The sequence below is a fragment of the Bermanella marisrubri genome (assembly GCF_012295615.1).
Classification (GTDB): domain Bacteria; phylum Pseudomonadota; class Gammaproteobacteria; order Pseudomonadales; family Oceanobacteraceae; genus Bermanella; species Bermanella marisrubri.
Window position 1 is genome coordinate 2,972,093 of record NZ_CP051183.1, and the last position, 24,624, is coordinate 2,996,716.

Genomic DNA, 24,624 nt, shown 5'->3' on the forward strand with positions numbered 1-24,624 from the left:
AGTTATGAATGTCTCTTCAGTACCGATTAAAGCAATCATATTTGATTTGGATGGTACACTTGTTAGCTCCCGTTTAGACTTTGCTTATTTAAAGCGGGAATTAGCTTGCCCAAAAAATGTAGACTTGTTAGAGCACGTTAATCATCTACCCGAAGCACAAAAAGTAGAAGCTCATCGTTTTATCTATAATCATGAAATGGAAGACGCGGCTCAATCATCGTGGTTACCGGGTGCCCAGGAATTTGTCGATCTTTGCCTGTCGAAAAAAATACCCATGGCGATCATCACTCGTAATATGAGAGATGCCGCCATGCTAAAAATTCAACACAACAATATTCCCATTGACCTAGTACTTACTCGAGATGATGCACCGCCTAAGCCGAACCCAGAGGGACTGCTTCGAGTTGCCAATAAATGGCGACTGAATCCCGATAACATCATGTATATTGGTGACTTTCTTTACGACATAGAAGCGGCCATTAATGCTGAGATGTGGTCATGCTTATACGCTCCAGAAGAATTGTCCGACTATGCTCATAAAGCTGATCTTGTAATTCAAGATTTTTCCGAACTAGAACACAAAATCACGTTTTAACCATATCATCGGACTAAGCAGACTTTATACTAGTCTCGACTACAAGAATTTACTTACAAATAATTCACTTTAAACGGTGTAAGAGGACATACGATGAAAAAGCTTGCTGTACTTTCGTTATCTACTCTAGTGATGACGAGCGTTGCCGATGCACGCCCTGCTTATAATATTTCTCTAGTAAATGATTATCTATTTCGTGGTGTTACACAAACCGATAACAGCCCTGCTATCCAAGGCGGAGCCGATGTCAAAAATGGAAATGCCTACGGTAGCGTTTGGTTCAGTAACGTAGAAAAACCAGATGGTGCAGAAGGCTTACCCGTAGAGATGGACGTCAGCTTCGGATACAACAACAAATTCGGTTCTTTCAACCTTGATACTGAAATTATCACTTATAACTATTTAAATGACGCGCAATCTGATGAAACCGAATTTAAGTTCGGTACAAGTCCAAGCAAATCATTAACCATTGATGTTTATAGAGGCATCAAAGGTAACTATTGGTATCCAGAATTGAAGCTTGAGAAGTTTTTACCCAATCGCTTTTATCTAGACGCATCTATAGGCTACACCCTCTATGATGATGCTGACGATGATACTCTCAACGGTCGTATCGAGTTAGCCCGTGATTTTCCAGAATTCAATGGTTTAGATATTTTTATCGGTGCGACCTATGTCGAAGATCAAAATCCTGGAAACGACGTAGATGACGACGATGACGTAAACTTTGTTTTTGGCGTTCGCAAACGCTTTTAATTTAGAGTCTAAGAATAAAAAACGGCGCCAAGTGCGCCGTTTTCAGTTATAAACTACCGAAGCATCGTCATCTCTTATTTCTCGATAGTTCGAGTATAAGCTAGAGTTAGCTGATCAGCCTCCACTGTGTATGCTTCAATCGTAAGTTTGTTACCGATGAAATCAAGGCGAAAGAAACCTTTTATATTATCCTGCTGCCAATAGCTTTCATTACGGTTCTCATCGCGAAACTCACGAGTTTTCGCTCCAGCACCAGAAATAATAAACTCTGTTTTCCCGCAATTTTTTCTCGGCTTCAAGTACTGTAAATCATGGTCGTGCCCTGTAATGATTAAGTCCACATTGTCGCACACAGATTGTTCTAAAAAGTTGTGCCAAACAATCCCTAACAATGGTACGCGATCGTACAAACCCGCATCACCATGTAATCCGTTGGATGCATAGGGATGATGGGCAAACGCGATACGCCAAGGCGTTTGGCTGGTTTGTAACTGATCCTCAAACCACTTCTGCTGCTTTTTTTTGTAAGGGATTTGATAATACTCAGGATTCAAATCACTAAGGGCCGCCAACGGATTACTATCGAGGGCAAACAGATCGACTAGCTTGGCCTCGCTCTCAAGCGGTGCAGCAAAGCGGTAATAGCGTGCTGGCATGTTCCACTTATCGCTATAGCGGTCTGCTTGATAGTGATAGTCCACTTGATGCTCACCCTTATTATTATTCAAACCGATACCGCTCACGCTTGAGTTATCGTGATTACCCAAAGCCATATAAAACGGGAAATCTAAGTTTTCGTATGGGTATTCAAATTTAGTTAGCATTTGCTGATCTTGCGCACTATCAATACCAACTTCGTAAATGTTATCGCCTAAGCCAATAGCAAAATCACAAGCTTTCTCTGCACATACGGCTTCTATTGCGCGACTCACTTCGTACTGCGCTTCTTTACCCGTTCCCATATCACCAATAGCGATAATACTTACCTGACTATTAGGAGCTGGAATAGGCGTGGGTGTGGGCTCAGGCTCACCAGACATAGCGCAAGCAAGGCTTGGTAGCAAACAACCGGTTAGAGCCAGTGAATGTAGCGTTTTTATTTTCATTATGTGTCCTCCATGATTGGAGCCGACACATTAGCGATAAATTATTGCGAGAAAAATACGAAATAGAGACAAAGTGGTGTCAAAAAAAAGACACGTCACCTGAAATGTGAGACGTGTCTCGAACATTTGTTCTACAAGTGCATCTCTAACAAGTCATCTTAATCTCTGGCCTTGATCGTGTTTCACGATCAAGGCACCGAAGGACACGGCTTTTAGAATCAAGCTGAATTATCAGAGGTGGCTTTAAACTGGATCACCGCACGATAGCGAGCTTTTCCTTCACGAACATGATTAATCGCATCATTAATCTGGTCTTTTTGGAATAACTCCACTTGTGGTTTAATTTGATGGCGCGCAGTGAATTCAAGCATCTGACTAATAGTACTTGGACTACCAACAGGGCTTGCACTGATTGAACGCTGCCCCATCATGAGTGGAAATACTCCCACTTGAATAGGCTCTAATACTGCACCTACAAAATGTAAGCGGCCTTTTGCTTTTAGCGTATTGATATACGCTTCCCAGTTAAGACTGACATTGACAGTAGAAATAATCATATCAAAGCTGCCGGCAGCACCTTTTAACTCTCCCTCATCACGAGAGTTCAAGGTTTTATGAGCACCTAGTGCAATCGCTTCTTTTCGCTTTTCCTCTGTAGATGTAAATGCGGTTACTTCACATCCCCAAGAATTCAAAAACTGTAAAGCCATATGACCTAGACCACCAATACCAATTACAGCGACTTTTGCTGTTGGCTTAAGATCAAATTGCTTCATTGGGTTGTACACAGTTACGCCGCCACAAAAAAGAGGCCCCGCATCAGCCATATGGATGTCGTCTGGAAGTTTAACCACACTGCTCGCTTGCGCACGTACATGATCTGCAAAACCACCATGGCGACCCACTATTGTCATCTCGGCTGTTCCACATAAATTATGATCACCACTCATGCAATTCTCACAATGATTGCAGTAACCACTCTGCCAACCTAAGCCGACGCGATCACCAACTTTTAAGTGATTGACCTCGGCACCCACTTGCTTGATCAAGCCAGCAACCTCATGACCAGGTACAAATGGGTATTGTGTCATGCCCCATTCGTTATCTAGCATACTAATATCGCTATGACACACACCACAGTAATGCACTTCGATTTCAACTTCTTGGCTGCCTAATTCTCCCACCTCATATTCGAAAGGCTTTAATTCCCCTTTCGCCGTGTCTGCTGCAAAGGCTTTAATCATGTCAAGCTCCTCAATGGATTTTATTACGAACTATTGCGCATAATTAAAAACGGCTCTTCCTATTAAGGCTAGCGATTTTTATGGAAAGCGCTGTTGCATAGATTCAACAGACAACGGCTGTGGCTTTACTTAAGTAGGGCTTGTTCTAGCGCTGCTAACCGATCTTGCCCCCATGCAATCACATCGTCACTGTTCTGTGATTTTAAGTGATAACTGGGAACGCCCCACAACTCTAACTCATACAAAGCTTGTAGATTTTCATTGATCTCTGCTCGCCAATCGTCCGACTTTGTTAAAGGTTTAGCCATTTGCCAATCAAGGCCTGCCCGTTCAACGATTTTTTCCATACCTGAAAAACGCTCACCATGTATACCTTCACTGTTAACACCGTTGGCAAAACTTAATAAATAAGTCTCTAGCTTGTCTTGCTGACGAGCGAACTCTAATAGCGCGTAACAATTCTCAACAGCCTTGCCTAAAGGGTCAGCCACTTTGCCATAAGGAATACCTAACTTTTGAGCCTCCCGCTTCGTATCAAAAAAGATATACATTTTTTTATTTGCTGGTACCGGTAAATCGCGCATTACCATTGGTAATACCGGTTTGATATTCAGCTGCAATTGGTGAAAATGAGCAAATTCAATAGTGCGACGCAGTGCAATATAAGAATACGGACTACGTGCGGACCAATAAAAATCCAGTTCAAAATCTTGCGGATGCTGACACGGCGTTTTCATCAGTCCATCATAGGTTTTTACAAATTCTACTTTCGCAGGTGACGCGTTCAAGCCCAGTTCATTTAAGCGTCGCTCCAAATGGTCTAAGCGATCAACACCCCAATACCATTCAGATTCAAAATAGATCATGGCACTTGAATAATGTCCAAGTTTTGCCAGTGATTGCTCGTTGGCTCTTAATTGAGAAACAGGATTAGCAATGGAGCGATCTGATGTCATTTCATTGTTATAACATTGCTCATAAACTTTCAGGATTTCTAAAACATTGTCGCCTTTTTCCAATAGCTTGCGACTGGCTAACTCAATCTGTTCATCATCTAACGTGATTTCTCTCGGCGCCTTCAACTCATAAAGCTTGGCCAAAAACTGTGCGTCTTGCAGTGCATAACCTTGCCACATTCGCAATTCAGGAAACATGTCTCCTTGACGTTCTAAGATTGGCTTAATAACCAGTTTTAGATGATAACGCCGAACGAAACGCGGTAATACTTGCAGCAAAAGATAGCTATATGGATCGTTTATATGAATGAAAACGGTGAGAGTTGGCTGGCGACGTAATAATTTACGTTTGCGCGCTGCCCATCTGCGGCGTCGATTTCGCCAGCTTGGGGAACTGATCATAGCCGCTATATACGGCATTATCATAGATTTGATGCTCATACCTTGCGCCTATTTGAGTTGATGTCGCTGGAATGAAGCAGCTAGCGTAACAATTCTGAGACAAAAGCGGTATAGGCTTGTGATTAAAGGTAGCCAAGGGCACATTCAACACCACTACTTTTTCGCGGACGCTGCAAGTACATCCATGTACGCTCGAACTTGGCGTCCTGCCAAGTAACGCCGCTAAAAAGTTGTGGTATTAAATATGCTCACCGATACAGCTAAACCAAGCATGTGTTGCGATCATTTAACATCGGCGTTTGGCTCATCAAGCAATTCTTCCACTACGTCATCATCCACCAGCTCGGCTATCAGCATACCTGCGATGATAAACAAAGCACCAATCCAGGCGAGCATGGCGAGGCGCTCATCAAGCAAAACAAAACCGCCTAAGGCAGCGAATAAAGGCTCTGTGGAGTAAATCAAAGCGACACGCCACGCTTCTAAACTTTGCTGGCCAAGGGTTTGCGCTAAATAGGCAAACGCGGTACCCAAAGTACCACCCAAAATCAAGGCTACCCAAGGCACAAAGCTACCTTCAGATAACAGTACCTGAGTCACGCCTGCAAGGGATTCCGCTTCCCACCAAAAGGCACTCAAAAAGCTTAATACGGTTACCGTTATCATTTGTACTTGAGTGAGACTTAATGCATCAATGGTTTGGGCAAAGCGACTGATATAAACGATATGCGTGGCAAATCCCAACGCACAAATCAGCACCCATAATTCACCTTCACCAAAACCACTCAATCCACCGGTCAATAACAGGGTTCCGATAGTAGCCAGAGCCACCCCCAGCCATACATACCAGTGCTGGGTTTGACGCAGCCATAGCCAAGCGATAATCGGCACCATGACCACGTTTAAGCCGGTGATAAAACCAGCATTGCTAGCAGTGGTGTACTGCAGGCCAATGGTTTGTGTGGCAAAACCGGTAAATAATAAAAAGCCTAATACCACCCCATGAATGACCAGCCATTTATCCAAACGGCGCCAAAACCCATGCTTAGAATAAATAAACCAAGCAGCCAAGGTGATAAAGGCGATTAAAAAGCGAATGCCATTAAAGGTATGAGCACCCATGCTGTCGAGGGACATATGCACAAGGGAGAACTCTACTCCCCAAACAAAGCAGACAAATAACAGCACCCAACCCCAGAAATGCGCGGTCTTGTTCATCAAGATTTACACCTGTTCAATATTTAAAACACTGAAGTCTAGAGCATATCATTGCTGAAACCAAGCGCTTTAAAGACTCAAGACAACAACGCCCATGGCAATGAACAAGAGAGCCGCAAGTGAGCGCGTTAAATTCAGCGGCAACTTGGATAAAAGTTTATCCCCCATCCAAATGGCTGGGACATTAGCCGCCAACATACCCAATGTAGTACCCACGGTGACCCAGAATATGGATTGATAGTGGCCACCTAAAATCACCGTAGCCACTTGAGTTTTGTCACCCATTTCCGCAAGGAAGAATAAAACCGTAGTCGCACCAAATGCCCCCATATGAGCAAGCAAATTGGGCTCCTCATCTACCTTATCGGGGATCAAAATCCACAAGCCCACGGCAAAAAAGCTAGCGGCGATAACCCAATCTAGCCAAGGACCGTGCAGCCAGTTCGTTGCCCATTCACCCAGCCAAGCACTGATGCCGTGGTTGATAATAGTGGCCAAGAAAATACCCGACACTATCGCCCATTTATTTTGAAATCGTGCTGCAAGTAAGAAAGAGAGAAGCTGGGTTTTGTCGCCAATTTCGGCGAGGGCCACAGTGACCGTAGAAGTGAGTAATGCGTCCATAAATAGAGTTCCGGCGGGAATAACAACCAAAGGCAAACGGCAACCTCCCGCCATTGGGGTTGCTATTTACCTCAGGTCTTGCCAAAACAATAGCGCCAATGAGACGGATTGTTTGATAACGCCATAAGCCATTGAGGGCTCAAGTATGTTGACGTTACCGCTCTTCCACTGGATTTGGTCACAGCAGTAAAAGCAGGCTACTCCCCTAAGATGCTGGGCATTATAAAAAGAACCGGTATAAGGTCAAGTCATTGACCGAAAACGGCCTAGCAAATCTACTGAATCCAAAACAAATCCTTACTAAAGCGTGATATCCTATACTCATCTTTATCGGTCCCATGTTTTGAGGTATTCATGTCCAAATCAGCGCCGGCCAATCCTGACAAGCAAGCCAGTGATCAAGCCGCCCAAGAGCCCGTTCGCAGTGGTAGCAAATTCAAAAGCGAGCAAGGATTCAGTGCCATTAAAGATGGTATTAAGTCGGGTTCCGGACATGCTGAAAACGCCCCTATTTTGCGCAAGCCTAAATGGTTAAGAGCCAAGATTCCAAGTGGTCAGCGCTTTGAAGCCGTCAAATCCAATGTACGTGAACATCGCCTAAGCACGGTTTGTGAAGAAAGCCATTGCCCAAATATCGGCGAATGCTGGAATAACGGCACGGCCACCATCATGGTGATGGGCTCCGTCTGTACTCGAGCTTGTCGCTTCTGTGCAGTCGATACCGGCAACCCAAAAGGCTGGTTAGATCGAGAGGAGCCCGCTAATGTTGCCGAATCGGTAGAACTCATGGGGCTGCGCTACATTGTATTAACGTCAGTCGATCGAGATGACCTAGAGGACGGTGGTGCCCAGCATTACGCCGACTGTGTAAAGTCCATCAAACAACGCACTCCAGACGTAAAAGTGGAAGCCCTAACACCAGACTTTGATGGCATTGAAGAACACGTTGCCAAAGTGGTTGATTCGGGCCTCGATGTCTTTGCGCAAAATGTGGAAACCGTAAAACGTCTGACTCACGATGTACGTGACCCTCGTGCTGGTTACGAGCAAACCATTGAAGTACTGCGCTTCGCTAAGCAGCACAACCCAGAGGTGTTAACAAAAACTAGCATCATGGTAGGCCTAGGCGAAACCGACGAAGAAATCTATGAAGCCATGGATGACTTGCGCGCCGCCAATGTGGATATTTTAACTCTGGGCCAATACCTGCGTCCGACGCGTAATCACTTACCTATTGACCGTTATGTGACACCAGAGCAGTTTAATCGCTATCGCGAAATTGGTTTAGAAAAAGGCTTTATGGAAGTAGCGTCTGGGGCCATGGTACGTTCTAGCTATCGTGCGGACCAAGTATTCGAAAAGAATAATCTAGGTATAGAATTACCAGCAATCCCAGACACCGACCGCATTCCGGTAAAACAGGTGTAAGCAATTCGTCCTATTCTTTGGCAAACATGCATAAAGGCTGCTTAACTAATTAAGTAGCCTTTTTTTACGAGTTGCTTATGCCCTCAAACGCACATGGATGCAGCCGCTGCCGGGACGAAGCACCGCTAGACTTTGACTTTAGCTTTGCCTTCCAACCCATTGTGGATATCACCACGGGTAAACCGTTTTCTTATGAAGCCCTTGTTAGAGGCGTTGAGACTGTAGAAAAACCCCATTTCCTTTATAAATTTTGATAAAATGCACCTTCGCATATGGAGGTGTGACAATGCCAAAATTCATTCCTTACAATTACGATCAAACCTCAATGGTTGTAATTAATTTCAAAGATCAATTGCAACCGGGTACGTTTGAGTACGCTGTTCATTACTTGATTAATGAAAAACTCGATCTTTCTATTTTCTATCCTAAGTACAGTAATCATGATAGTGGCCGTCCTGCCTATGACCCAGCTATTTTGTTAAAGATCATATTGTTTGCGTATTCAAAAGGCATTACTTCTAGTCGTGAAATTCAATGGTGCTGCGAAACCAATATCATTTTTAAGGCGTTGTCCTGCGATACGGTACCCCACTTCACAACCATTGCCTCCTTCGTGAGCGGTCATTCCTCTGAAATTGAAAACCTATTTGAACAGATCCTTTTAATCTGTCACGAGCAAGGATTGCTAGGTAACGAACTGTTTGCCATTGATGGATGTAAGATGTCATCCAATGCGGCAAAGGAATGGTCAGGTACTTTTAAAGAATTAGAGGAAAAGCGAGCAAAGATAAAGCGCTTGATCAAGCATCATATTACCGAGCATAAAAAGATCGATAAAAACGAATCCCTTGGTGAGGAACGAGCCAAGTGCGCTCAGCAAGCCATTAAAACTTTATCTGATGCTTACGATAAGATTGATAAGTTCCTAAAGACGTCTAGTCCAAGGATGGGGCAAGGCAAGAGAAAACAGGAAGTTAAAAGTAACATCACCGACAATCAGTCAGGCAAGATGACCACCAGTAAAGGAACCATTCAAGGCTACAATGGTGTGGCAACGGTCGATAAAAAGCATCAAATCATTATTGATGCGCAAGCCTTTGGAGAGGGCCAGGAACACCATACGTTGAGGCCTATTATAGAAAAAGTGCGAGAAAGATATAAGCGAATAGGCATTAGCAAAGATATCTACAAAAAGAAAACCATAGTGACTGCCGACACGGGCTTCGCCAATGAAGCTAATATGAAATATCTATATGAATCGGGTATTAATGCCTACGTGCCGGATAATCAGTTTCGAAGCCGAGATCCTAAGTTCGCACGACAAAAGAGAAAATACGGTAAGCGTCATCAGAATGAAAAGAAAAAAAGCCATGTTCGAAATGTGATTCCACCCAGTGAATTTAACTTCGATCCAGTGAATCTTGTCTGTGTCTGTCCAGCAGGTGAAACCCTTAGCTATCAAAATACCCGCATCTCAGACTCTGGCGTGCCCAAGGCCTTCTTTAATGGCCGAATCATGCAATGTCGAAACTGCGAGCTAAAAACCAAGTGCATGCAAAACCCAGCATCCGCCGATCACAGAAAAGGCAGTGGCCGACAGGTCTCTTTCACGCTATCCCATAAGCGAGGGCCAACCTACACCGATTGGATGAAACATCGAGTCGATAGTAAAGAAGGCAAACAGATTTACAGCCACCGAATGTCGGTAGTAGAACCTGTCTTTGCCAATATCGGAACCAATAAAGGATTAAATCGATTCAGCCTGCGAGGAAAAGACAAGGTCGAATCCCAATGGCAGCTGTATTGTATGGTTCATAATATTGAAAAGTTAACGAATTACGGGCAATTAAGTCATTAATATAGACATATAGCTGCCTCATAGTTTTTATCTTCATTATTTTAGTGTTTAAGGTTGATAATTAAAATTGATGTGGCAAATTAACGGCTAATTAAATTAAGTATTTAGGCTGTAGGGAATCATGGTCCTTAAAGTGGTTTTTCTACAGCCTCGTTAATGGCGAAGGTGCGTTTTCCGTCTTAGACAAAATCAATGACGACAATCGTTATCAGTTTGACCAAACCTGTCGAGTCAAAGCCGTTACCCTAGCGCAGAAACTCGGCATTGAATGCCGCCTCAACATCAACTTTTTACCTAACGCGGTATACGAGCCGGCTTCTTGTATTCAAACAACAATCAAAGCCGCCGATGAGGTTGGATTTCCTGTTGAAAACATTGTATTCGAATTCTTGGAAAGTGAAGAAATAAAAGATCGCGAACATCTAAAGCGCATTGTTACAGACTACCAAGCTCGTGGTATGAACACTGCTATTGATGACTTCGGAGCTGGCTATGCAGGCCTTGGCTTGCTAGCAGAGTATCAACCGGACTTTTTAAAACTTGATATGCTTTTGGTACGTGATGTGGATACAGATGAAAAGAAACACATCATTCTTAAAGGTATGATCGAAGTAGCCTATGCACTCAACATTCGTATCATTGCTGAAGGTGTAGAGACCCGAGGGGAAATGCAAACACTGAAAGACTTGGGTGTAGAACTTATCCAAGGCTATTACTTTGCGAAACCTGGTTTTGAATGCCTGCCGAACATTCAAAACCTGTAACATATAAAACGCAAAAACTTACCAATTACAGATATGAGTTTTCACTAGCTCCGACATCATTTCAATATGATCAGAGCGATCATTTAGGCAAGGAATATAATGGTACTCTTTGCCACCGGCTTCCAAAAAGTTCTCACGATTTTCTTCTTCCAATTCCTCTAATGTTTCTAAGCAATCAGCAGAAAAGGCGGGGCTGATAATATCCACACGCTTTACACCAGACTTCCCCCAGTCTTCAAGCGTATGATCAGTATAGGGCTTGACCCACTCTTCACGGCCAAAGCGAGATTGGAAAGTACAAAGGTATTCGTTCTCTTTTAAATCTAAAGCATGCGCCAAAGCATCAGCAGTAGCTTTACATTGGCGCGGATACGGATCGCCATTGTCTGCGTAGCGCTGTGGGATACCATGGAAAGACATCATTAATTTATCGCCTTTACCGTGCTCCTTCCAATACTCTTTAACCGAATTCGTGAGGGCTTGAATGTATAAAGGGTGCTGATGGTACTCGTTAACAAACCGCATTTCTGGCAGGTGTGGACAACGCTTTAAACCTTTAGCCAATCGATCAAAAACCGCACCCGTGGTGGACGCACTGAACTGAGGATACAGCGGCAACACCAGCATTTTTTCCACGCCCTTTTGTCGCAAATTGCGCCCGGCTGTTTCCATACTAGGTTCGCCATAGGTCATGGCTAATTCCACAGGGATATCTAAACCTTGCTGATCAAGCGCGTCTTGCAAAGCGCGCTGTTGGCGCTTGCTGATGGCCATAAGAGGAGAACCATCTTCCGTCCAGATACTTTGATAACCCTTTGCAACGCGACCGGGACGAAAACGTAAGATAATGCCGTTTAAAATTAACCACCAGATAGGACGAGGCACGTCCACGACGCGGCGATCCCATAAAAATTCGGCTAAATATTTGCGAACGGCTTTAGCGGTAGGCGCTTCGGGTGTACCAAGGTTGACTAATAAAACACCGATTTTAACTTGAGACACAGTATCCCCTTAACATATGCGGTCTGCATTAATGATAGGGCAACTATACGCGCTATTCTAGAGCGCGGTTCAAACGCTCTGTAAAATTTATTAGCGCAACTTCTCCATCAATACGTAATACCACATGCCTAGCGCTAAGAATTGATTACCAATCCATTCACTGCCAGGTAAACGCACATGATTGCACTGAGCAAAAGTATCGAAATCCTTCATATGGCCAGTGATGGCATTGGCCATAATTTCACTGACAATATGCGAAAGCGCGATACCATGACCACTATAGCCTTGTGCGTAGAATACGTTGTCGGAAAGCTTACCTAACTGCGGAATACGATTGATAACAATGCCCATCATGCCAGACCATTGATAATCAATTTTCACGCCTTTTAATCGAGGAAATGTTCGCTCAATGGCCGGACGCAATTCCGCCTCGATATTACGGCTTTCACGCCCAGAATAATTAGCACCGCCGCCAAACAAAAGGCGCTTGTCTTTGGTTAAACGGTAATAGTCCAAAACAAAGCGACAATCATAAACTGCTACATCTTTTGGATTAATCAAATCTGCTACATCGCCCAGTGGCTCCGTGGCCACAATACCGCCTGCGGCTGGGAAAATTTTACCGCTCATTTTTAAGCGCTCTAATCGATGATAGGCGTTGCCTGCTAGCATCACAGTATTGGCCGTTATCGATCCTTTTTCAGTGAAAACTTTAGCCGGTTTATTGGCAGCGCTATTGCCATGATCAATATTGATAACTGGGCTATTTTCAAAAAACCGAACGCCCAGAGATTCTGCAGCTAGTGCTTCGCCTAAGCATAAATCCAAACTGTGCAGATGCATGTTCTTTTTATTGTAAATACCACCGTGGTAAATGTCCGTTTCTAGAAATTCAGATATGCCCTCGCGGTCCACTAACTGCGCCTGATCACCCAAGCCATGCTCAACCAACTCTTGATAATCCGCTTCCAGCTCTTTCATGTGAGCGGGTTTATAGGCCGTGTGTAAATGACCAAACTTGAGATCACAATCGATGCCGTACTTTTCGATGCGCTCTTTAATAATGTCGTGGCCGTGAAAACGCAGATGCCAAATAAAGTTATCTACATCATTGCCAAGGGCGCGACGCATTTGCTTGCGCATAGCACCATCACCACTGAGGCTACCAGTGACTTGGCCCCCATTGCGCCCAGTGGCGCCCCAGCCCAGTTTACTGGCTTCAATAACGGCGACCTTTAAGCCGCGTTCAGCCAGCTCTAATGCGGTATTCACACCGGTAAAGCCGCCGCCTACAATGGCCACGTCGACACGGATATCGCCCTCTAGCTCTGGATAATCAGACTCTTGCTTGACGGTGGCAGTGTAATAAGCGCCCACCCTAGGCTGCTTGGCGTTCTCTGATACGCCCATATTCACCTCAAAATGTAGAATATATTTTACAATGTTTAGGATTCTACACATTAAGGCCGAGCAAGCAAGGCTGGGCAGCTTCTATTCGGCTAGTGTCGAGGAATTGTTGCTACCACATCTTGCCAGGACACGTACTTAAAGTTCTGTAGATCCTCGGGTAAAAAGTTTCGGCCATCTTGCACAACAAGCATGCCTTGCTCAAAACCAGATCCAAGATTGGCAGACGTTACTGCTAATCCATCGGTTTCCGACGCGCCATCAATGCCCGCATCCAAGTTAAAACCTATTTTAAAGCGGTGTATAAACTCAAAGGGTGCCTTGGCATTCAACAAAACATAGGAGTCATTGCCTTGACTGGAAACCACTAGGACACTCTCTTCATGGCCATAATAAATATCCAAACCCTCCACATCATCCACTAGCCAATCGCCATTCACTTCCACAACTAACTGAGGTGTCGCTGAAGGATCTTTATAATCTAGAGTCCAGATCCCCTTATCCTCTTCACCCATAAAAATAAGATGCTGTTGGCGATCATAAACACAGCCTTCTGGTTGGCTTGGCAGTTTGAATTGGCGCACCAGCTCTCCCGACCAACCTTGTTCGCTATCTTTTATGGCATAGACTTCATAGCGACCATCCTTAGCATTGATCAACGCCAATGGTTGTCCTTCTGGATCGCGACCCATACAAAAACCATATACATCAGTTAGGCCAGTGGATAACTCATTTTGTATTTGTGCGCGTCCTGTTTCTGGGTCCATAGAAAACAAAGCAATACTGCTATGATCACGATGACTGGCAGCCGCGATATCCATTACTTGTCCTTGAAAGGTGAAACCCTGAATAACATCCACATTATTAAGGCGACCATTTTCAAAGCGCTGTACCTCTTTGCCCTGTAAATCATATATATGCAAGCCAGCTTTTTTATTGGTGCCTAAAACTAAGCTCTTGGCTCCATCTTTTGGATTCACCCAGATTGCAGGGTCGTCCGCCACATCTCCTTGCAAAGGAACGGGTTGGGTTTCCACCACAGGTTTCACTTTGACCATAGTGTTAACGTCCTGCATCGAGAATGCTGGCGCATTAAGTGAAAAAGCTAACCATTGCTTTGTATTATCATCAAGCAATACAAACTCTAATACGTCATTACTTTTCGATACGAGTAGCTGGTCGGCTTCATAGGTATTAGCAAACGCAAAACGTTTTTCAAATTCGAAGTGATCTGAAAATATCTGATATTGATTGAGTGCTTGCTCATCCACAATCCATAAACGATCCTTAAGAAGAACCATAGCAGTTGCCGTGTGCTGAAGATGACCCTGCTGCACAGTATCCACCAAAGTTCGCTGCATTTGCTTTTCCATATCCAACGGCAATGCCCACACACCAATACCTTCCTCAGAAACTAAAACTCGATCATGAGTAAGATCCATCACACAATATTCGCTAAGCGGTGGCAATGTAATAGTACGTAAGTTATGTATCTTTAACTCTTTACTTTCATCGACGTCTAAATGAAAGTGCAATCCGTTTCCGTTTTCCATCAGTACTAATAAATCACCTTTTCCTTGCTGCATATCAGCGCACATACCTTCTACTGGCGCGGGTAAAATCTGTTTTGAAATAAGACCTTTTTCATTAACAGTGATCAGTGTTCGTTCATCCTGAATGGTAAAATACCAAGCTTCTTCTTGGTGTTTTACCATAGTCAACAATTCGAAATCACCCTCTATGCTTTCTAATACGTCTGGATTATTATTTTTATTTTCAATACGTATTTCAGATTGAGAGACTGAAGCGGAGTGGTTCTTCCATTGCTGCTTAGCAATGACCTTATCCCATTCATTTTTTATTTCTACATTCAGAGTTCTCTCAACTTGAGATGCCGATTTCGAGTCATCACAAGCTAACAAGAGCGTGCTTAGAGCTATCACCAAGCAAATATTCAACAATTTCATAATTTCCTCATTACTACTAAATTAAGCGCAGCAAACTTATCCGCTACGCTTTTTGCCATAACCCACTCTATTTACAAAGCCATACGTAAGCTTAAGCGATAAACGGGGCCGGCCTCTTCCGTTTCCAATTCGTATTCGTCAAAGCTACGGCTTTGCTGATCGGCAATGGTTTCAAATTTATTGAAAGATTCGTCCTTACTGCTATCCAGCAGATTCGAACCTACAAATCGAAGGGTCATTGAAGGCCAACGTTTTTCAATAAAAATTTCTAGGTCTGGGCCATAGCTGGTAGTAATCTCTTCTGCGATAAAACGGCCATAAGCATCCCCTTGCTCACGATAGGTCGCACCGAATGATGCCGCTATATTAGGTAAGTCTTGAATGAATCCTAGGTTATAAACCCACTCAGGTTGATCGTTAAAGGCTCGCTTCCCTAGTTCATCTTCTACTTCACTATCAATATACGAATAATTAACGAATATACCTGTGTTATCCAACGCAAGAATAGACAAAGGCATAGACAGATCCACTTCGACTCCCTGAACCGTGCCGTCTCCAATGTTTTGAGGTTCATAAACAAAAGTGCCTGGTTCATTGTCTTCAATGGCGGTTACTGAGTCTTCCTGTGTATTTGCGAGTTCAATTTTGTCGCTTACATCACGGTAGAAAAAGTTAATACCCATAACACCTTTACGACCAATTCGGTGTTCATATCCAAGATCTAAACCTGTTGCTCGCTCTGGTTCTAAATTTGGATTGCCGCGTAAATCATTATCTTCAAATTCTCCTTCCAGTGTCGCCGGCGTTAAGTAGTTAAAATCAGGACGACGTACACTTTGCGCTAAAGACAACATAATTCGATCAGAATCGGTTACTGCATATCGAATGTGCAATGAGGGTAATACTTGTGAATAATCATTATCGACAGTTTGATCTAAATTCTTATCTTCAATGCTGGTATCGGTTTTTTCGAAACGGACACCCGTTTCCCATTGTAATGCACCTACTTCACCTTCAAGCAAGGCATAAATATCCATACGGTCTTCTTCAATGCTATTTAAGCCCCCGTCTATCGCCTCTAAGTCATCAATGGAATTGGCAACGGATAAGGGACTATTAGAAGCAAACTGATCCCATCCTGATGTAGTGATATCTCGTTCATTATCGCCAGCTTTAATCGATGTATCTCGGGTTTTACTGCGAAGATCTATTCCCGCTTTCAATGTAAGCATCTCATTTAAGCTACGCTCATGAGAAAAGGATATGTTGATTTCTTCATCTTCAAATACTTCCAGCTCACGCTCATCTTCAATAACACTTTGTGCGTCTTCGAAGTCAATTTCTGATTCTCTGTTATCATTCGTACTTTCAAACTGAGCGAAACCTGCTTTGACTTCTGATGTGCCATCTAACATGGAAAAACTATAAGCCACATTAAAGCTAGCGTTGCTTTGCTCAATATCTTGAAGTTGCTGGTTATCTGTGAGTAAGTTTCCGCCTTCGTTCACCGGCCCGGTTGTTGCCGTTGGATTATCGTACTCAAATGAGCGTTCTTTTTCGGTTCTATCAGTATCAACATACACACCATCAAACTTAAGTTCAGAACCATCCATAAGCATTTTTTGATAGTTAAAGTTCAAAGACGTATCTGTACTATCACGAACATCGCTCTGATCTTCACGATTATCAAACTCTTCTGTAGCAAAATTGGCGTTATTCTCAGGTGAATCAGAGTAGCGCAGACTATTTTTCTGTTTTGGATTTAGACGACCCTGCCGATTAACACCAATGACCGCACGACCACCTGCCAGCTCGCCACCCCAAACAGCAGCCAGACTCTCTTTTACTTCCTCTTCTTCACTATAAATAGCACCGCCCAGTTTCACGTAAGCACCATCCAAACTATAGCTATCGCGTAAAATGATATTGACTGCACCGGCCAAAGCATCCCCTGGACGGTCAGCGCTATTGGAGCGAATGACTTCAACTCGTTCGATAAGCTCAGCAGGAATTCGATCCAATAAAAATGAACGATCTTGCCCGATACCTGGAACCGCTTCGCCATTAATCAAAATTTGCGTATAACCTGGATTTAAACCTCGTAATCTTGCACCATCCGATTCAGTGACATCAGACAAAAACGTCACGCTGGGAACTCGCTTCAATGCATCGCCAGCACTAGAGGGCTCAAAACGCTCAAAATAACCACGGTCATATTCCAAAACCTGCTCGATTGTATCCACTCGATTGCGATACCCAATCTCACCATGAACAATAACTTCTTCTATAGACATATCGGAACCTTGTAGTTCGATGGTATTGTCTTCGGCGAAAGCCGATGATGAAAAAGCAAGACTAGAAATAGCCAGAGCTAGAGTATTTTTATTAAGTATTTTCATATATTTCCCCAAGTGATACTGCCTAATTTAGATTGATTGAATAGATAAAATTAAATGAAGAAAGGCCCGCGAAGCTCATAGGTACGGCCATCATCAGCCTCACCTTTTATGCCTTGCTGAGAACTAAAATAGAGACGTGTCCCGTCTGGACTAAATGCGGGACCACAAATTTCTGACTTTTCGTGACCAAGAAAATTAACAAATTCGAATGGTTTAGACTGATGATTGAATACGACCAAGCGCATGTTGGCACCATCCTCTGCGACGATAATGTCCCCTTGGGCAGACACAGTTAGGTTATCAACATCATTTAATTTAGGTTCAAAGTGCTGATCCCGTGCTTGGTCGTAAATCCGAATTAGCTCTTGTGAGTGTGTATCAAGCGCCCAAACACAGTTGTCATGCTTTGTCGTAAAGTAAACGACACTATCATGAAACCAGCAGCCCTCTCCGCCTTTGAATACTTGTGCCGTTTTGACTTGTTTTCGCGTTGGTAAATATCGAGATAGATCAGGCTCGGGCTTGCTGATTGGCAACCAATACATCTGCCATATATCGGTATCTTTCATTTCTTGCATGCAAGCGACTTCCAACTGTCCGTTTTGGAAATCTGTTTTACTACCAGGTGTATGTGTAAATGGACGATAACGATAAAAGCAACCATCGACTTCATCCTCGGTTAAATACACAATGCCGGTTTTCGGATCAACCGCAGCGGCTTCATGTTTGAACTTACCTAGACTTGGAATCTTTTTTGCGGGTATTTTCCCCAAAGGATCACACTCATAAACATAACCTTCCGCCACTTCTTCACAGGTTAACCAGGTGTGCCATGGGGTAATGCCTCCAGCACAATTATTGGTGGTGTTCTGACAAATTGAGTAGCTATCAATAATTTCACCTTCTTGATTAAATCTGATTGCACCTACACCACCTGTACCTTTTTGCTTCATTTCTGAATTTGATACATAGACCCAGCCTTGATCTTCCGTGGGGAAGCAGGCACCACCATCTGGATTAAAATGCCATTCATATCTGCCTCTATTAATTACTGTCTCATTGGATTTGGCTACGAGGCGCATTTCACAACCTGCTGGTATACGCACATGAGTCTCAGGGTCACCAACAACAGACACCTCAACCATGTTTTTAGATAAAGCGGCTAAGTTACTTTGCTTTTTATTAAACCCATGTGGAACCGCATTGCGTGGTGAAGCAGGATTAGTATGGGCCCATAGCATAGGACCCATGGCCAACATACCCGAAGCAAAGCAGGCTTTTCTTAGTAATTCGCGACGACTAGTTTTCATTGAAAAACTCTTGCAACAAACAAAGATCATTAAGCACAGGCTAGCTACATGTAGGAACAGAAATATGACAAGCAAGCATCGAAACAAAAAAGGCGTGAGCTAAAAGCACCCCCCATTCATCATTTACTTCATATAACTGTCACAAAATCGTCATAGGCTATGAATCAGAAATGAGGTCAATGACAAGATGAACTGGATTACCCTGCACCAACGCAAGATCACAGTATTACTGCTATTAGTAATGGCGCTTATTACTATTAATTCCCAACTAGGCATTGCCAAAGAATGGTCTGAAATTGATTGGTGGGATGTAGTCGGAGAAGGAGGCAGTGCCATTGCAGCAGGTTTGTGGATGACATTTATTTTATTGTCTAGGCCCAAAGGACGAGTCACTGACTTGTTATGGTGTGGTTTGGCATGCCTATTCCTAGCCTTGTTTCAGGACTTCTTGGATGAGTTGTATGGTAATCCTCATCCGCAACATTGGAATGGTTGGATCGAAAGCGGATTTATGCCTCTTGGAATCATAATCCTCAGCTTGGGTTTACTCCATTGGCATAAAGAGCAGCAAGCCTTGAATCGTCAATTACAAAAACGCGAGGGTTATGTTCGCCAATACCATACTATTGATGAGCTAACTCAACTTTCTCAGGCAGAATTTATCAAAGACGTATTGGCCACTCAATCCATTCAAAATAGCCAGCAAACCATCGTCATGCTCGACATATGCGAGTTTAATAATTTCAATCGACATTATGGCTTTGATGCAGGGGACAAACTACTACAACAAGTTACCGATTTGCTATTAATCGGTATCCCAGATACGGCCATATTATGCCGCTATGCAGGTGATCGCTTTGCCTTAATCCTACCCAATACGAATCCTGAAGACGCCCATATGATCGCACAGGAGTTACGTCACATGATTCGCCAGACATGCTTTAGAATTAGCGGCGGCAATCATCGATTACTCATTGATCTTAGCTATGGGCTGGCTTCTGACTCCCTGAGAAGTCCTGACAGTATCTCGACACTCATTGATCGAGCCAATGAATCTCTTATTAAAAAAGATGCCATTGGTATGAGTTAGACCCTATGCTTGTTACTCGTCAGCAATATCATGAAAGAACTCATAAGGTTCATCTTGCACAGGGCCAACTACTTTTATTGCTCGACATTATCCGTATTCGTAAAGGCAAAGCCAGTTTAAATACGGTTTTACATGGTACAGGTTTGTTCTATGAGGATTTACTCAAACCCGAAACATTAATTAGCGCGGAACAAATACTTTGCTGCATGAAAAATGCAAAGAGACTTTTCGCTAACGATGAACTGGCGTTCTTGCTAGGTCATCGTCTTTGGCCCGGCCACTATAGCCAAGCGGCTCCACTATTAAGCTTTTGCGAAAACCTGAGACAACTCGTTAATGTTTTTGAAAACTATGGAGCAGAACTTTCTCCATTGCTACAACCACGCTTCTATTGGGACGAGCACTATTTTTACGTACAGTGGATTGATGCCTATGGCTGTGATGATTTAAAGCCCTTTTTAGTTTCTGCCCACATGTCTGGTCTGATTTCTTGTATTCGACATTTATCACAAACCCACTGGCCATGGACTTGTTTTCTCAGCTGTAAAGGAAACTCACAATTAGATCCACTTATGACAGTTCACTTAGGTGATTTTCGCACACAGGCACCTCTCGATGTTATGCGATTACCTATCCGTTATCTGAGCCAAGCGTTTGCCTCCGCCAGCCCAAGTTTATTTCACGCACATCAAGCTAATGTTCGATCCACAATACAGCCAGGCTTGCTATATACAATATATGATGTGCTCGCAAACAATATAGATAAGGAATTGAGCTTAAATGACTTGGCAGATTGCTTCGCCATGAGTAGTGCGACACTCAAACGAAAACTAAAGACCCATCAAACGCAATTTAAACACCTTGATGGATTATCGAAATTAAGTGTTGCTTTGTATTTGTTCAAAGAAAAGGAATGGGAAAATCAGAAGGTAGCTTCATTTTTGAAATATAAAGACACGGCAAATTTCCGCCGCGCCTTTAAGCGCTGGTGTGGTTTAACCCCCAGCCAGTTCAAGCAAACTTAATGATAAATAAGTTTATAATCCGCGATATACTTGGCGAGTCATGCGCTCAGTAGTAATGAATCCCCAATTCCAGTCATCGTGATATTTTTTAAGTGGATTGGCTTCTACCACTTCGTCTTCCGATTTACCTTTGTTTTTATGCATGGCGATGATTGATCTAGCATCCACCAGCATATCATGAGCTTTCTTCAAGTCAGCTTTGCTAGCAAATGGACCATGGCCCGCAACCACCTTTGTTTCATCATCAATCATATCTAGGATCTGTTTTTGCCCAGCAATATAGCCGTCAACATCACCACCATTGTTTAGATCAATGAATGGAAAAATGCCGTTGAACAACATATCTCCTACATGAATCATATTCTTTTCAGGGATGTACACAATGATATCACTCAAGGTATGTGCGTTAGGAATGTGACTAAGCTCAATCGTAAGACCATTTAAATAAAGCGTCATACTTTGTGAAAAAACCACATGGGGCAACATGTTTTCACCGGCGTCACTTACGCCGCCACCAGAAACAAGACCTTTATTTTTTAGCGTATCGTAGGTGCCTTGATGGGCAATAATGGTCGCACCTTCGTCAGCAAAAAAACCATTATTGGCAACATGGTCGGCATGCAAGTGGGTGTTAATCAAAAAGTCTACCTCATCTTCATCCACAAGATCGTCAATGGTAGCTATCAACATATCGGCATAATCCGGCATGGATGTATCAACGAGAATAACGCCATCGTCACCACTTATCAGTAAATGATTACCACCGGTAAAGCCTCCGGCACCAAACACGGTGTAAATATTATCTTCGAGCTTTTTACTCTCAAAGCGAACGTCAGCCAAAGTTAGGCTAGCGCTTAGAAGTAAAATCAGGGTGGAAGCAATGAATTTCATGAATATCTCCTTATGTCATCGAGTGTCAGTGTACGCTCTCGACCATAAGCTGGATTACCCTGTAAAGTAAAGGCTTTTAAAAAAGCCACTATTGTTTGGCACTTACGTCATGAAATGCCACTAGCACGAACCTTCAGACCCATTGACGTCACTAGTTCATGCACGGTGGACAAGCCCACTCCCAAACCATCAAACTCTCGCGTAGTGTCTTCATTTAGTTGCTTAAAGCAATCGAACACGGAAAGTTTTTGAGACACAAATAGGTGTTATGCCAAACGCTTAAACTCATTATCAATTGCGTTATATACTTAATATGGATTATTCGAAGATTTTATGTGTTTTTTATCTATAGCTGATATGAAAAACAGCCTCATCGGGCCGATAAAGAGCTATATACAAATTGGCGAGGTCTAGGAATGAACCCAACTATCCCAGCAAGCTCCCCCCTAGTTCGAGTCGCTACTGACATTGTATCATCCCCTCCGAAGTCCGAGACCTTAGATGTGACCTTGTCTAAAAGAGGCCAATTTTCCCTCGATGAATATCGGCCTTACTCTAATTTAATGGGTGATTCACAGCTGGGTATCATTAGTAGCAGCAATCAGATGAGAGAAAAATACACACAAGTTCAAAGTGACCTTCTACGAAGTGATGCCACGCTACTGAATAAGGACTGGGATTTTTCGATTGATGAAGCTGGAGAGATTGTAATAATTGAGGGCGACGATTCTCTCTCTGAATCGGAGATCAACAAGCTCACTAAAGTGCTTGCGGACAATGGAATAGATACTGCCATGGAAAAGTTAGCAGAGAATGTGATAAATCATGGCATTGGTGCTAGAGGGCCTGAGGGCTTTTCTGAGGATGGGAGCCTCGCTAGTTATGATGTAAATAAGGGCAACTTTAAAGATGTTATTTTTGGCCGTGAGCTGATGCTGGGAATGAAAATCGACCACGAAACTAAGTTGACGAATGCCGATACTTTAGCATATGCCTCAAAAAAGGTGGCTGTTACGTCTGAAAGTAATATTAACCATGTGGCATTGAGGGCTCGAGAGGCTTATAACGAGGGCAAACAACTCCCATCAAAGCTTGTCGCTACTCAGATAATGATGAGAGCTGTCGAAAAATACTAGTTAACTCCTATACCTAGGACAAATAAAATAGCTATTACTAAAGTAGCATTCATAAAAAACTGATTTTGTACTCCTGTATCGAATAATAAACTGGGGTGAGTCAAAGATGATAAGCAGTTACACAGATTTATCTACAGGCTCCAGTTAAAACATAGAAGGGTAAATTTTTCACACACAAGCAGGTGTTATACCCTTCAATAAAACTCATTAGCAATTGGCTTACACCCTCAATTAAGTCCTAAATAGCCATCAGTTGCAGCTATCCACGCATTACGTACAGGTTCCTACATTCCTAATAACAATTGGTTATTAGAATGCATTAGCCACCTAGTCCTTTTTCTGAAATGCATGGAACTGGAATGAAAAGCCTAAAGCTCAAGCATTCTTAGCCGCTAACTAAGTTGATAATCATAGGATTCGTTATGAATATTTCAGGACTTCCAATATCATCAACCGTATTAGGTACTGCTAAATCATTGGTAGACCCAAAGATCACCCCTGCTTCAAAGCCTCCAGAGAACATAGAGCCTGAGTCAACAAAACCCAAAATGGAAGCGACAACGGTGACATTAACCTCGATCAAAGCCATGAATCGGGAGCCGAAAATAAACTTCGATAACTGGCAACAAAACAACAATGCACCACTGTTCAATAAAGATGGATTTAATGACGTTGGCGCTGGTGCTAAAGCTATTTCAGGGTTCTCTCAGGCTTGGGTGGACTATAAAGATAATCCAAAGATTCAAGGTGCAATAGAGAAGTACGATCTTAAGTTCAAAGATTGGGATTTCACCATAGATAAAAATGGCGGCATCAAGGTTCTGGAAGGCAAAGACAAGCTTAGTAGTCAGGCTTTAAAGGACTTGGAAAACGCATTGAACAGCTCAGAGTTTGATTATCACTTCAAAGACATGGCCATGGGCTTAATAGGCAAAAGCCAGTTATCCGTAAACTCTTATAACAACTCAAATAGTATGACCAAATATGACATTAATACTGATAATATATCAGGGATTCTAAGAGGCCGTGAGTTGATGGAACAGCGTCGTGCTGACTGGAGTGATCTTGAAGGGACTTTTTCTAAACAGGTCGACCACGCTGCTGAAAAGCTAGGGCTAGAAGAAAAGGTTGATCTAACATATCGTCGTATACAAATAGAGGTGTAAAACACCCCCCTATTTAAGCGACTAATTAATAGTCGTCACAGACTTGCAAGAAAATATCGTTATGCGTTACAAGTCCAAACTGATCAAAAAACGGCGCATAAATTTTGTATGTCCCAAAATTATAGCGCACATTCAGATATGAATGTTCCATATAACCATCGCAATCCGTTACAGTATCTGAACTGGTCACAACACCCTGGTAATCGGTGTGTAGTCTTACGACTTACTATATTTTTATAATTAATAGACATATTAAATCTTGATTGTAAATCCTTTTGCC

General features: G+C 43.0%; 20 protein-coding genes and 1 riboswitch. Of the genes, 9 read left to right on the top strand and 11 right to left on the bottom strand.

The features are described from left to right. Positions 1-4: 4 nt before the first annotated feature. Positions 5-595: an HAD family hydrolase gene (locus HF888_RS13800; RefSeq protein WP_007018434.1), complete on the top strand. Its 591-nt coding sequence runs from the start codon at positions 5-7 to the stop codon at positions 593-595. Between the two features lie 93 nt (positions 596-688). Further along, positions 689-1,351 carry a TorF family putative porin gene (locus HF888_RS13805; protein ID WP_007018433.1) on the top strand — a complete coding sequence of 221 codons (663 nt, stop codon included), beginning with the start codon at positions 689-691 and terminating at the stop codon, positions 1,349-1,351. A 74-nt stretch (positions 1,352-1,425) separates the two neighbouring features. Here HF888_RS13805 and HF888_RS13810 read toward each other — a convergent pair whose 3' ends face one another. From HF888_RS13810 to HF888_RS13830, 5 genes are all read right to left on the bottom strand, one after another. After that, a complete protein-coding gene (locus tag HF888_RS13810) occupies positions 1,426-2,457 on the bottom strand; it encodes a metallophosphoesterase (RefSeq protein ID WP_007018432.1) in 1,032 nt (343 codons plus the stop codon). Positions 2,458-2,675: 218 nt separating this feature from the next. Beyond that, complete coding sequence (gene ahr, locus HF888_RS13815) at positions 2,676-3,701, bottom strand: NADPH-dependent aldehyde reductase Ahr (RefSeq protein WP_007018431.1); 1,026 nt, start codon at positions 3,699-3,701, stop codon at positions 2,676-2,678. Positions 3,702-3,826: 125 nt separating this feature from the next. After that, positions 3,827-5,098: a DsbA family protein gene (locus tag HF888_RS13820; RefSeq protein WP_007018430.1), complete on the bottom strand. Its 1,272-nt coding sequence runs from the start codon at positions 5,096-5,098 to the stop codon at positions 3,827-3,829. 243 nt (positions 5,099-5,341) lie between these two features. Next, positions 5,342-6,277 carry a DMT family transporter gene (locus HF888_RS13825; protein ID WP_007018429.1) on the bottom strand — a complete coding sequence of 312 codons (936 nt, stop codon included), beginning with the start codon at positions 6,275-6,277 and terminating at the stop codon, positions 5,342-5,344. Between the two features lie 69 nt (positions 6,278-6,346). After that, complete coding sequence (locus HF888_RS13830) at positions 6,347-6,901, bottom strand: TMEM165/GDT1 family protein (protein ID WP_040298028.1); 555 nt, start codon at positions 6,899-6,901, stop codon at positions 6,347-6,349. Between the two features lie 83 nt (positions 6,902-6,984). Then, positions 6,985-7,119: riboswitch (yybP-ykoY riboswitch) on the bottom strand. Between the two features lie 136 nt (positions 7,120-7,255). On the opposite strand from HF888_RS13830, the gene lipA reads away from it, so the two are divergent. From lipA to HF888_RS13845, 3 genes are all read left to right on the top strand, one after another. Beyond that, positions 7,256-8,329, top strand: coding sequence for a lipoyl synthase (gene lipA, locus HF888_RS13835; RefSeq protein WP_007018427.1), 1,074 nt, complete (start codon positions 7,256-7,258; stop codon positions 8,327-8,329). Between the two features lie 286 nt (positions 8,330-8,615). Beyond that, a complete protein-coding gene (locus HF888_RS13840; protein ID WP_007018426.1) occupies positions 8,616-10,187 on the top strand; it encodes an IS1182 family transposase in 1,572 nt (523 codons plus the stop codon). Positions 10,188-10,375: 188 nt separating this feature from the next. Further along, positions 10,376-10,951 carry an EAL domain-containing protein gene (locus HF888_RS13845; RefSeq protein WP_083771931.1) on the top strand — a complete coding sequence of 192 codons (576 nt, stop codon included), beginning with the start codon at positions 10,376-10,378 and terminating at the stop codon, positions 10,949-10,951. Positions 10,952-10,969: 18 nt separating this feature from the next. Here HF888_RS13845 and hemH read toward each other — a convergent pair whose 3' ends face one another. The 5 genes from hemH to HF888_RS13870 form a co-directional block, all read right to left on the bottom strand. Next, positions 10,970-11,953: a ferrochelatase gene (gene hemH / locus HF888_RS13850; RefSeq protein WP_007018424.1), complete on the bottom strand. Its 984-nt coding sequence runs from the start codon at positions 11,951-11,953 to the stop codon at positions 10,970-10,972. 90 nt (positions 11,954-12,043) lie between these two features. Further along, positions 12,044-13,363, bottom strand: a complete 1,320-nt coding sequence (locus tag HF888_RS13855) for an NAD(P)/FAD-dependent oxidoreductase (protein WP_007018423.1) — start codon at positions 13,361-13,363, stop codon at positions 12,044-12,046. An 89-nt stretch (positions 13,364-13,452) separates the two neighbouring features. After that, positions 13,453-15,327 (bottom strand): phytase, encoded by a 1,875-nt coding sequence (locus HF888_RS13860; RefSeq protein WP_007018422.1) that lies wholly within the window; start codon positions 15,325-15,327, stop codon positions 13,453-13,455. Between the two features lie 71 nt (positions 15,328-15,398). Then, the gene (locus HF888_RS13865) at positions 15,399-17,726 is read right to left on the bottom strand and encodes a TonB-dependent receptor plug domain-containing protein (RefSeq protein WP_007018421.1); all 2,328 of its coding nucleotides are present in this window, start codon (positions 17,724-17,726) and stop codon (positions 15,399-15,401) included. 50 nt (positions 17,727-17,776) lie between these two features. Further along, positions 17,777-19,036 (bottom strand): alkaline phosphatase PhoX, encoded by a 1,260-nt coding sequence (locus tag HF888_RS13870; RefSeq protein ID WP_007018420.1) that lies wholly within the window; start codon positions 19,034-19,036, stop codon positions 17,777-17,779. A gap of 187 nt (positions 19,037-19,223) precedes the next feature. Between HF888_RS13870 and HF888_RS13875 the strand changes: the two genes are divergently transcribed. Both HF888_RS13875 and HF888_RS13880 read left to right on the top strand, forming a co-directional pair. Then, a complete protein-coding gene (locus tag HF888_RS13875) occupies positions 19,224-20,126 on the top strand; it encodes a GGDEF domain-containing protein (RefSeq protein WP_007018419.1) in 903 nt (300 codons plus the stop codon). Between the two features lie 5 nt (positions 20,127-20,131). Then, positions 20,132-21,151, top strand: a complete 1,020-nt coding sequence (locus HF888_RS13880) for an AraC family transcriptional regulator (protein WP_007018418.1) — start codon at positions 20,132-20,134, stop codon at positions 21,149-21,151. 12 nt (positions 21,152-21,163) lie between these two features. Here the strand turns inward: HF888_RS13880 and HF888_RS13885 are convergent, their stop codons facing one another. Next, positions 21,164-22,042: an MBL fold metallo-hydrolase gene (locus HF888_RS13885; protein WP_168367071.1), complete on the bottom strand. Its 879-nt coding sequence runs from the start codon at positions 22,040-22,042 to the stop codon at positions 21,164-21,166. A 416-nt stretch (positions 22,043-22,458) separates the two neighbouring features. Here HF888_RS13885 and HF888_RS13890 point away from each other — a divergent pair, with 416 nt between their 5' ends. Continuing rightward, positions 22,459-23,178 (top strand): hypothetical protein, encoded by a 720-nt coding sequence (locus HF888_RS13890; RefSeq protein ID WP_040297963.1) that lies wholly within the window; start codon positions 22,459-22,461, stop codon positions 23,176-23,178. Positions 23,179-23,600: 422 nt separating this feature from the next. Further along, positions 23,601-24,344, top strand: a complete 744-nt coding sequence (locus HF888_RS13895; RefSeq protein ID WP_007018625.1) for a hypothetical protein — start codon at positions 23,601-23,603, stop codon at positions 24,342-24,344. Positions 24,345-24,624 lie beyond the last annotated feature (280 nt).

Excerpts from the sequence above, each read along its gene's own strand:
- HF888_RS13800 (WP_007018434.1), top strand. The coding sequence starts at position 5 with ATGAATGTCTCTTCAGTACCGATTAAAGCAATCATATTTGATTTGGAT.
- HF888_RS13805 (WP_007018433.1), top strand. The coding sequence starts at position 689 with ATGAAAAAGCTTGCTGTACTTTCGTTATCTACTCTAGTGATGACGAGC.
- HF888_RS13810 (WP_007018432.1), bottom strand. The coding sequence starts at position 2,457 with ATGAAAATAAAAACGCTACATTCACTGGCTCTAACCGGTTGTTTGCTA.
- ahr (WP_007018431.1), bottom strand. The coding sequence starts at position 3,701 with ATGATTAAAGCCTTTGCAGCAGACACGGCGAAAGGGGAATTAAAGCCT.
- HF888_RS13820 (WP_007018430.1), bottom strand. The coding sequence starts at position 5,098 with ATGAGCATCAAATCTATGATAATGCCGTATATAGCGGCTATGATCAGT.
- HF888_RS13825 (WP_007018429.1), bottom strand. The coding sequence starts at position 6,277 with ATGAACAAGACCGCGCATTTCTGGGGTTGGGTGCTGTTATTTGTCTGC.
- HF888_RS13830 (WP_040298028.1), bottom strand. The coding sequence starts at position 6,901 with ATGGACGCATTACTCACTTCTACGGTCACTGTGGCCCTCGCCGAAATT.
- lipA (WP_007018427.1), top strand. The coding sequence starts at position 7,256 with ATGTCCAAATCAGCGCCGGCCAATCCTGACAAGCAAGCCAGTGATCAA.
- HF888_RS13840 (WP_007018426.1), top strand. The coding sequence starts at position 8,616 with ATGCCAAAATTCATTCCTTACAATTACGATCAAACCTCAATGGTTGTA.
- HF888_RS13855 (WP_007018423.1), bottom strand. The coding sequence starts at position 13,363 with ATGGGCGTATCAGAGAACGCCAAGCAGCCTAGGGTGGGCGCTTATTAC.
- HF888_RS13860 (WP_007018422.1), bottom strand. The coding sequence starts at position 15,327 with ATGAAATTGTTGAATATTTGCTTGGTGATAGCTCTAAGCACGCTCTTG.
- HF888_RS13865 (WP_007018421.1), bottom strand. The coding sequence starts at position 17,726 with ATGAAAATACTTAATAAAAATACTCTAGCTCTGGCTATTTCTAGTCTT.
- HF888_RS13870 (WP_007018420.1), bottom strand. The coding sequence starts at position 19,036 with ATGAAAACTAGTCGTCGCGAATTACTAAGAAAAGCCTGCTTTGCTTCG.
- HF888_RS13875 (WP_007018419.1), top strand. The coding sequence starts at position 19,224 with ATGAACTGGATTACCCTGCACCAACGCAAGATCACAGTATTACTGCTA.
- HF888_RS13880 (WP_007018418.1), top strand. The coding sequence starts at position 20,132 with ATGCTTGTTACTCGTCAGCAATATCATGAAAGAACTCATAAGGTTCAT.
- HF888_RS13885 (WP_168367071.1), bottom strand. The coding sequence starts at position 22,042 with ATGAAATTCATTGCTTCCACCCTGATTTTACTTCTAAGCGCTAGCCTA.
- HF888_RS13890 (WP_040297963.1), top strand. The coding sequence starts at position 22,459 with ATGAACCCAACTATCCCAGCAAGCTCCCCCCTAGTTCGAGTCGCTACT.
- HF888_RS13895 (WP_007018625.1), top strand. The coding sequence starts at position 23,601 with ATGAATATTTCAGGACTTCCAATATCATCAACCGTATTAGGTACTGCT.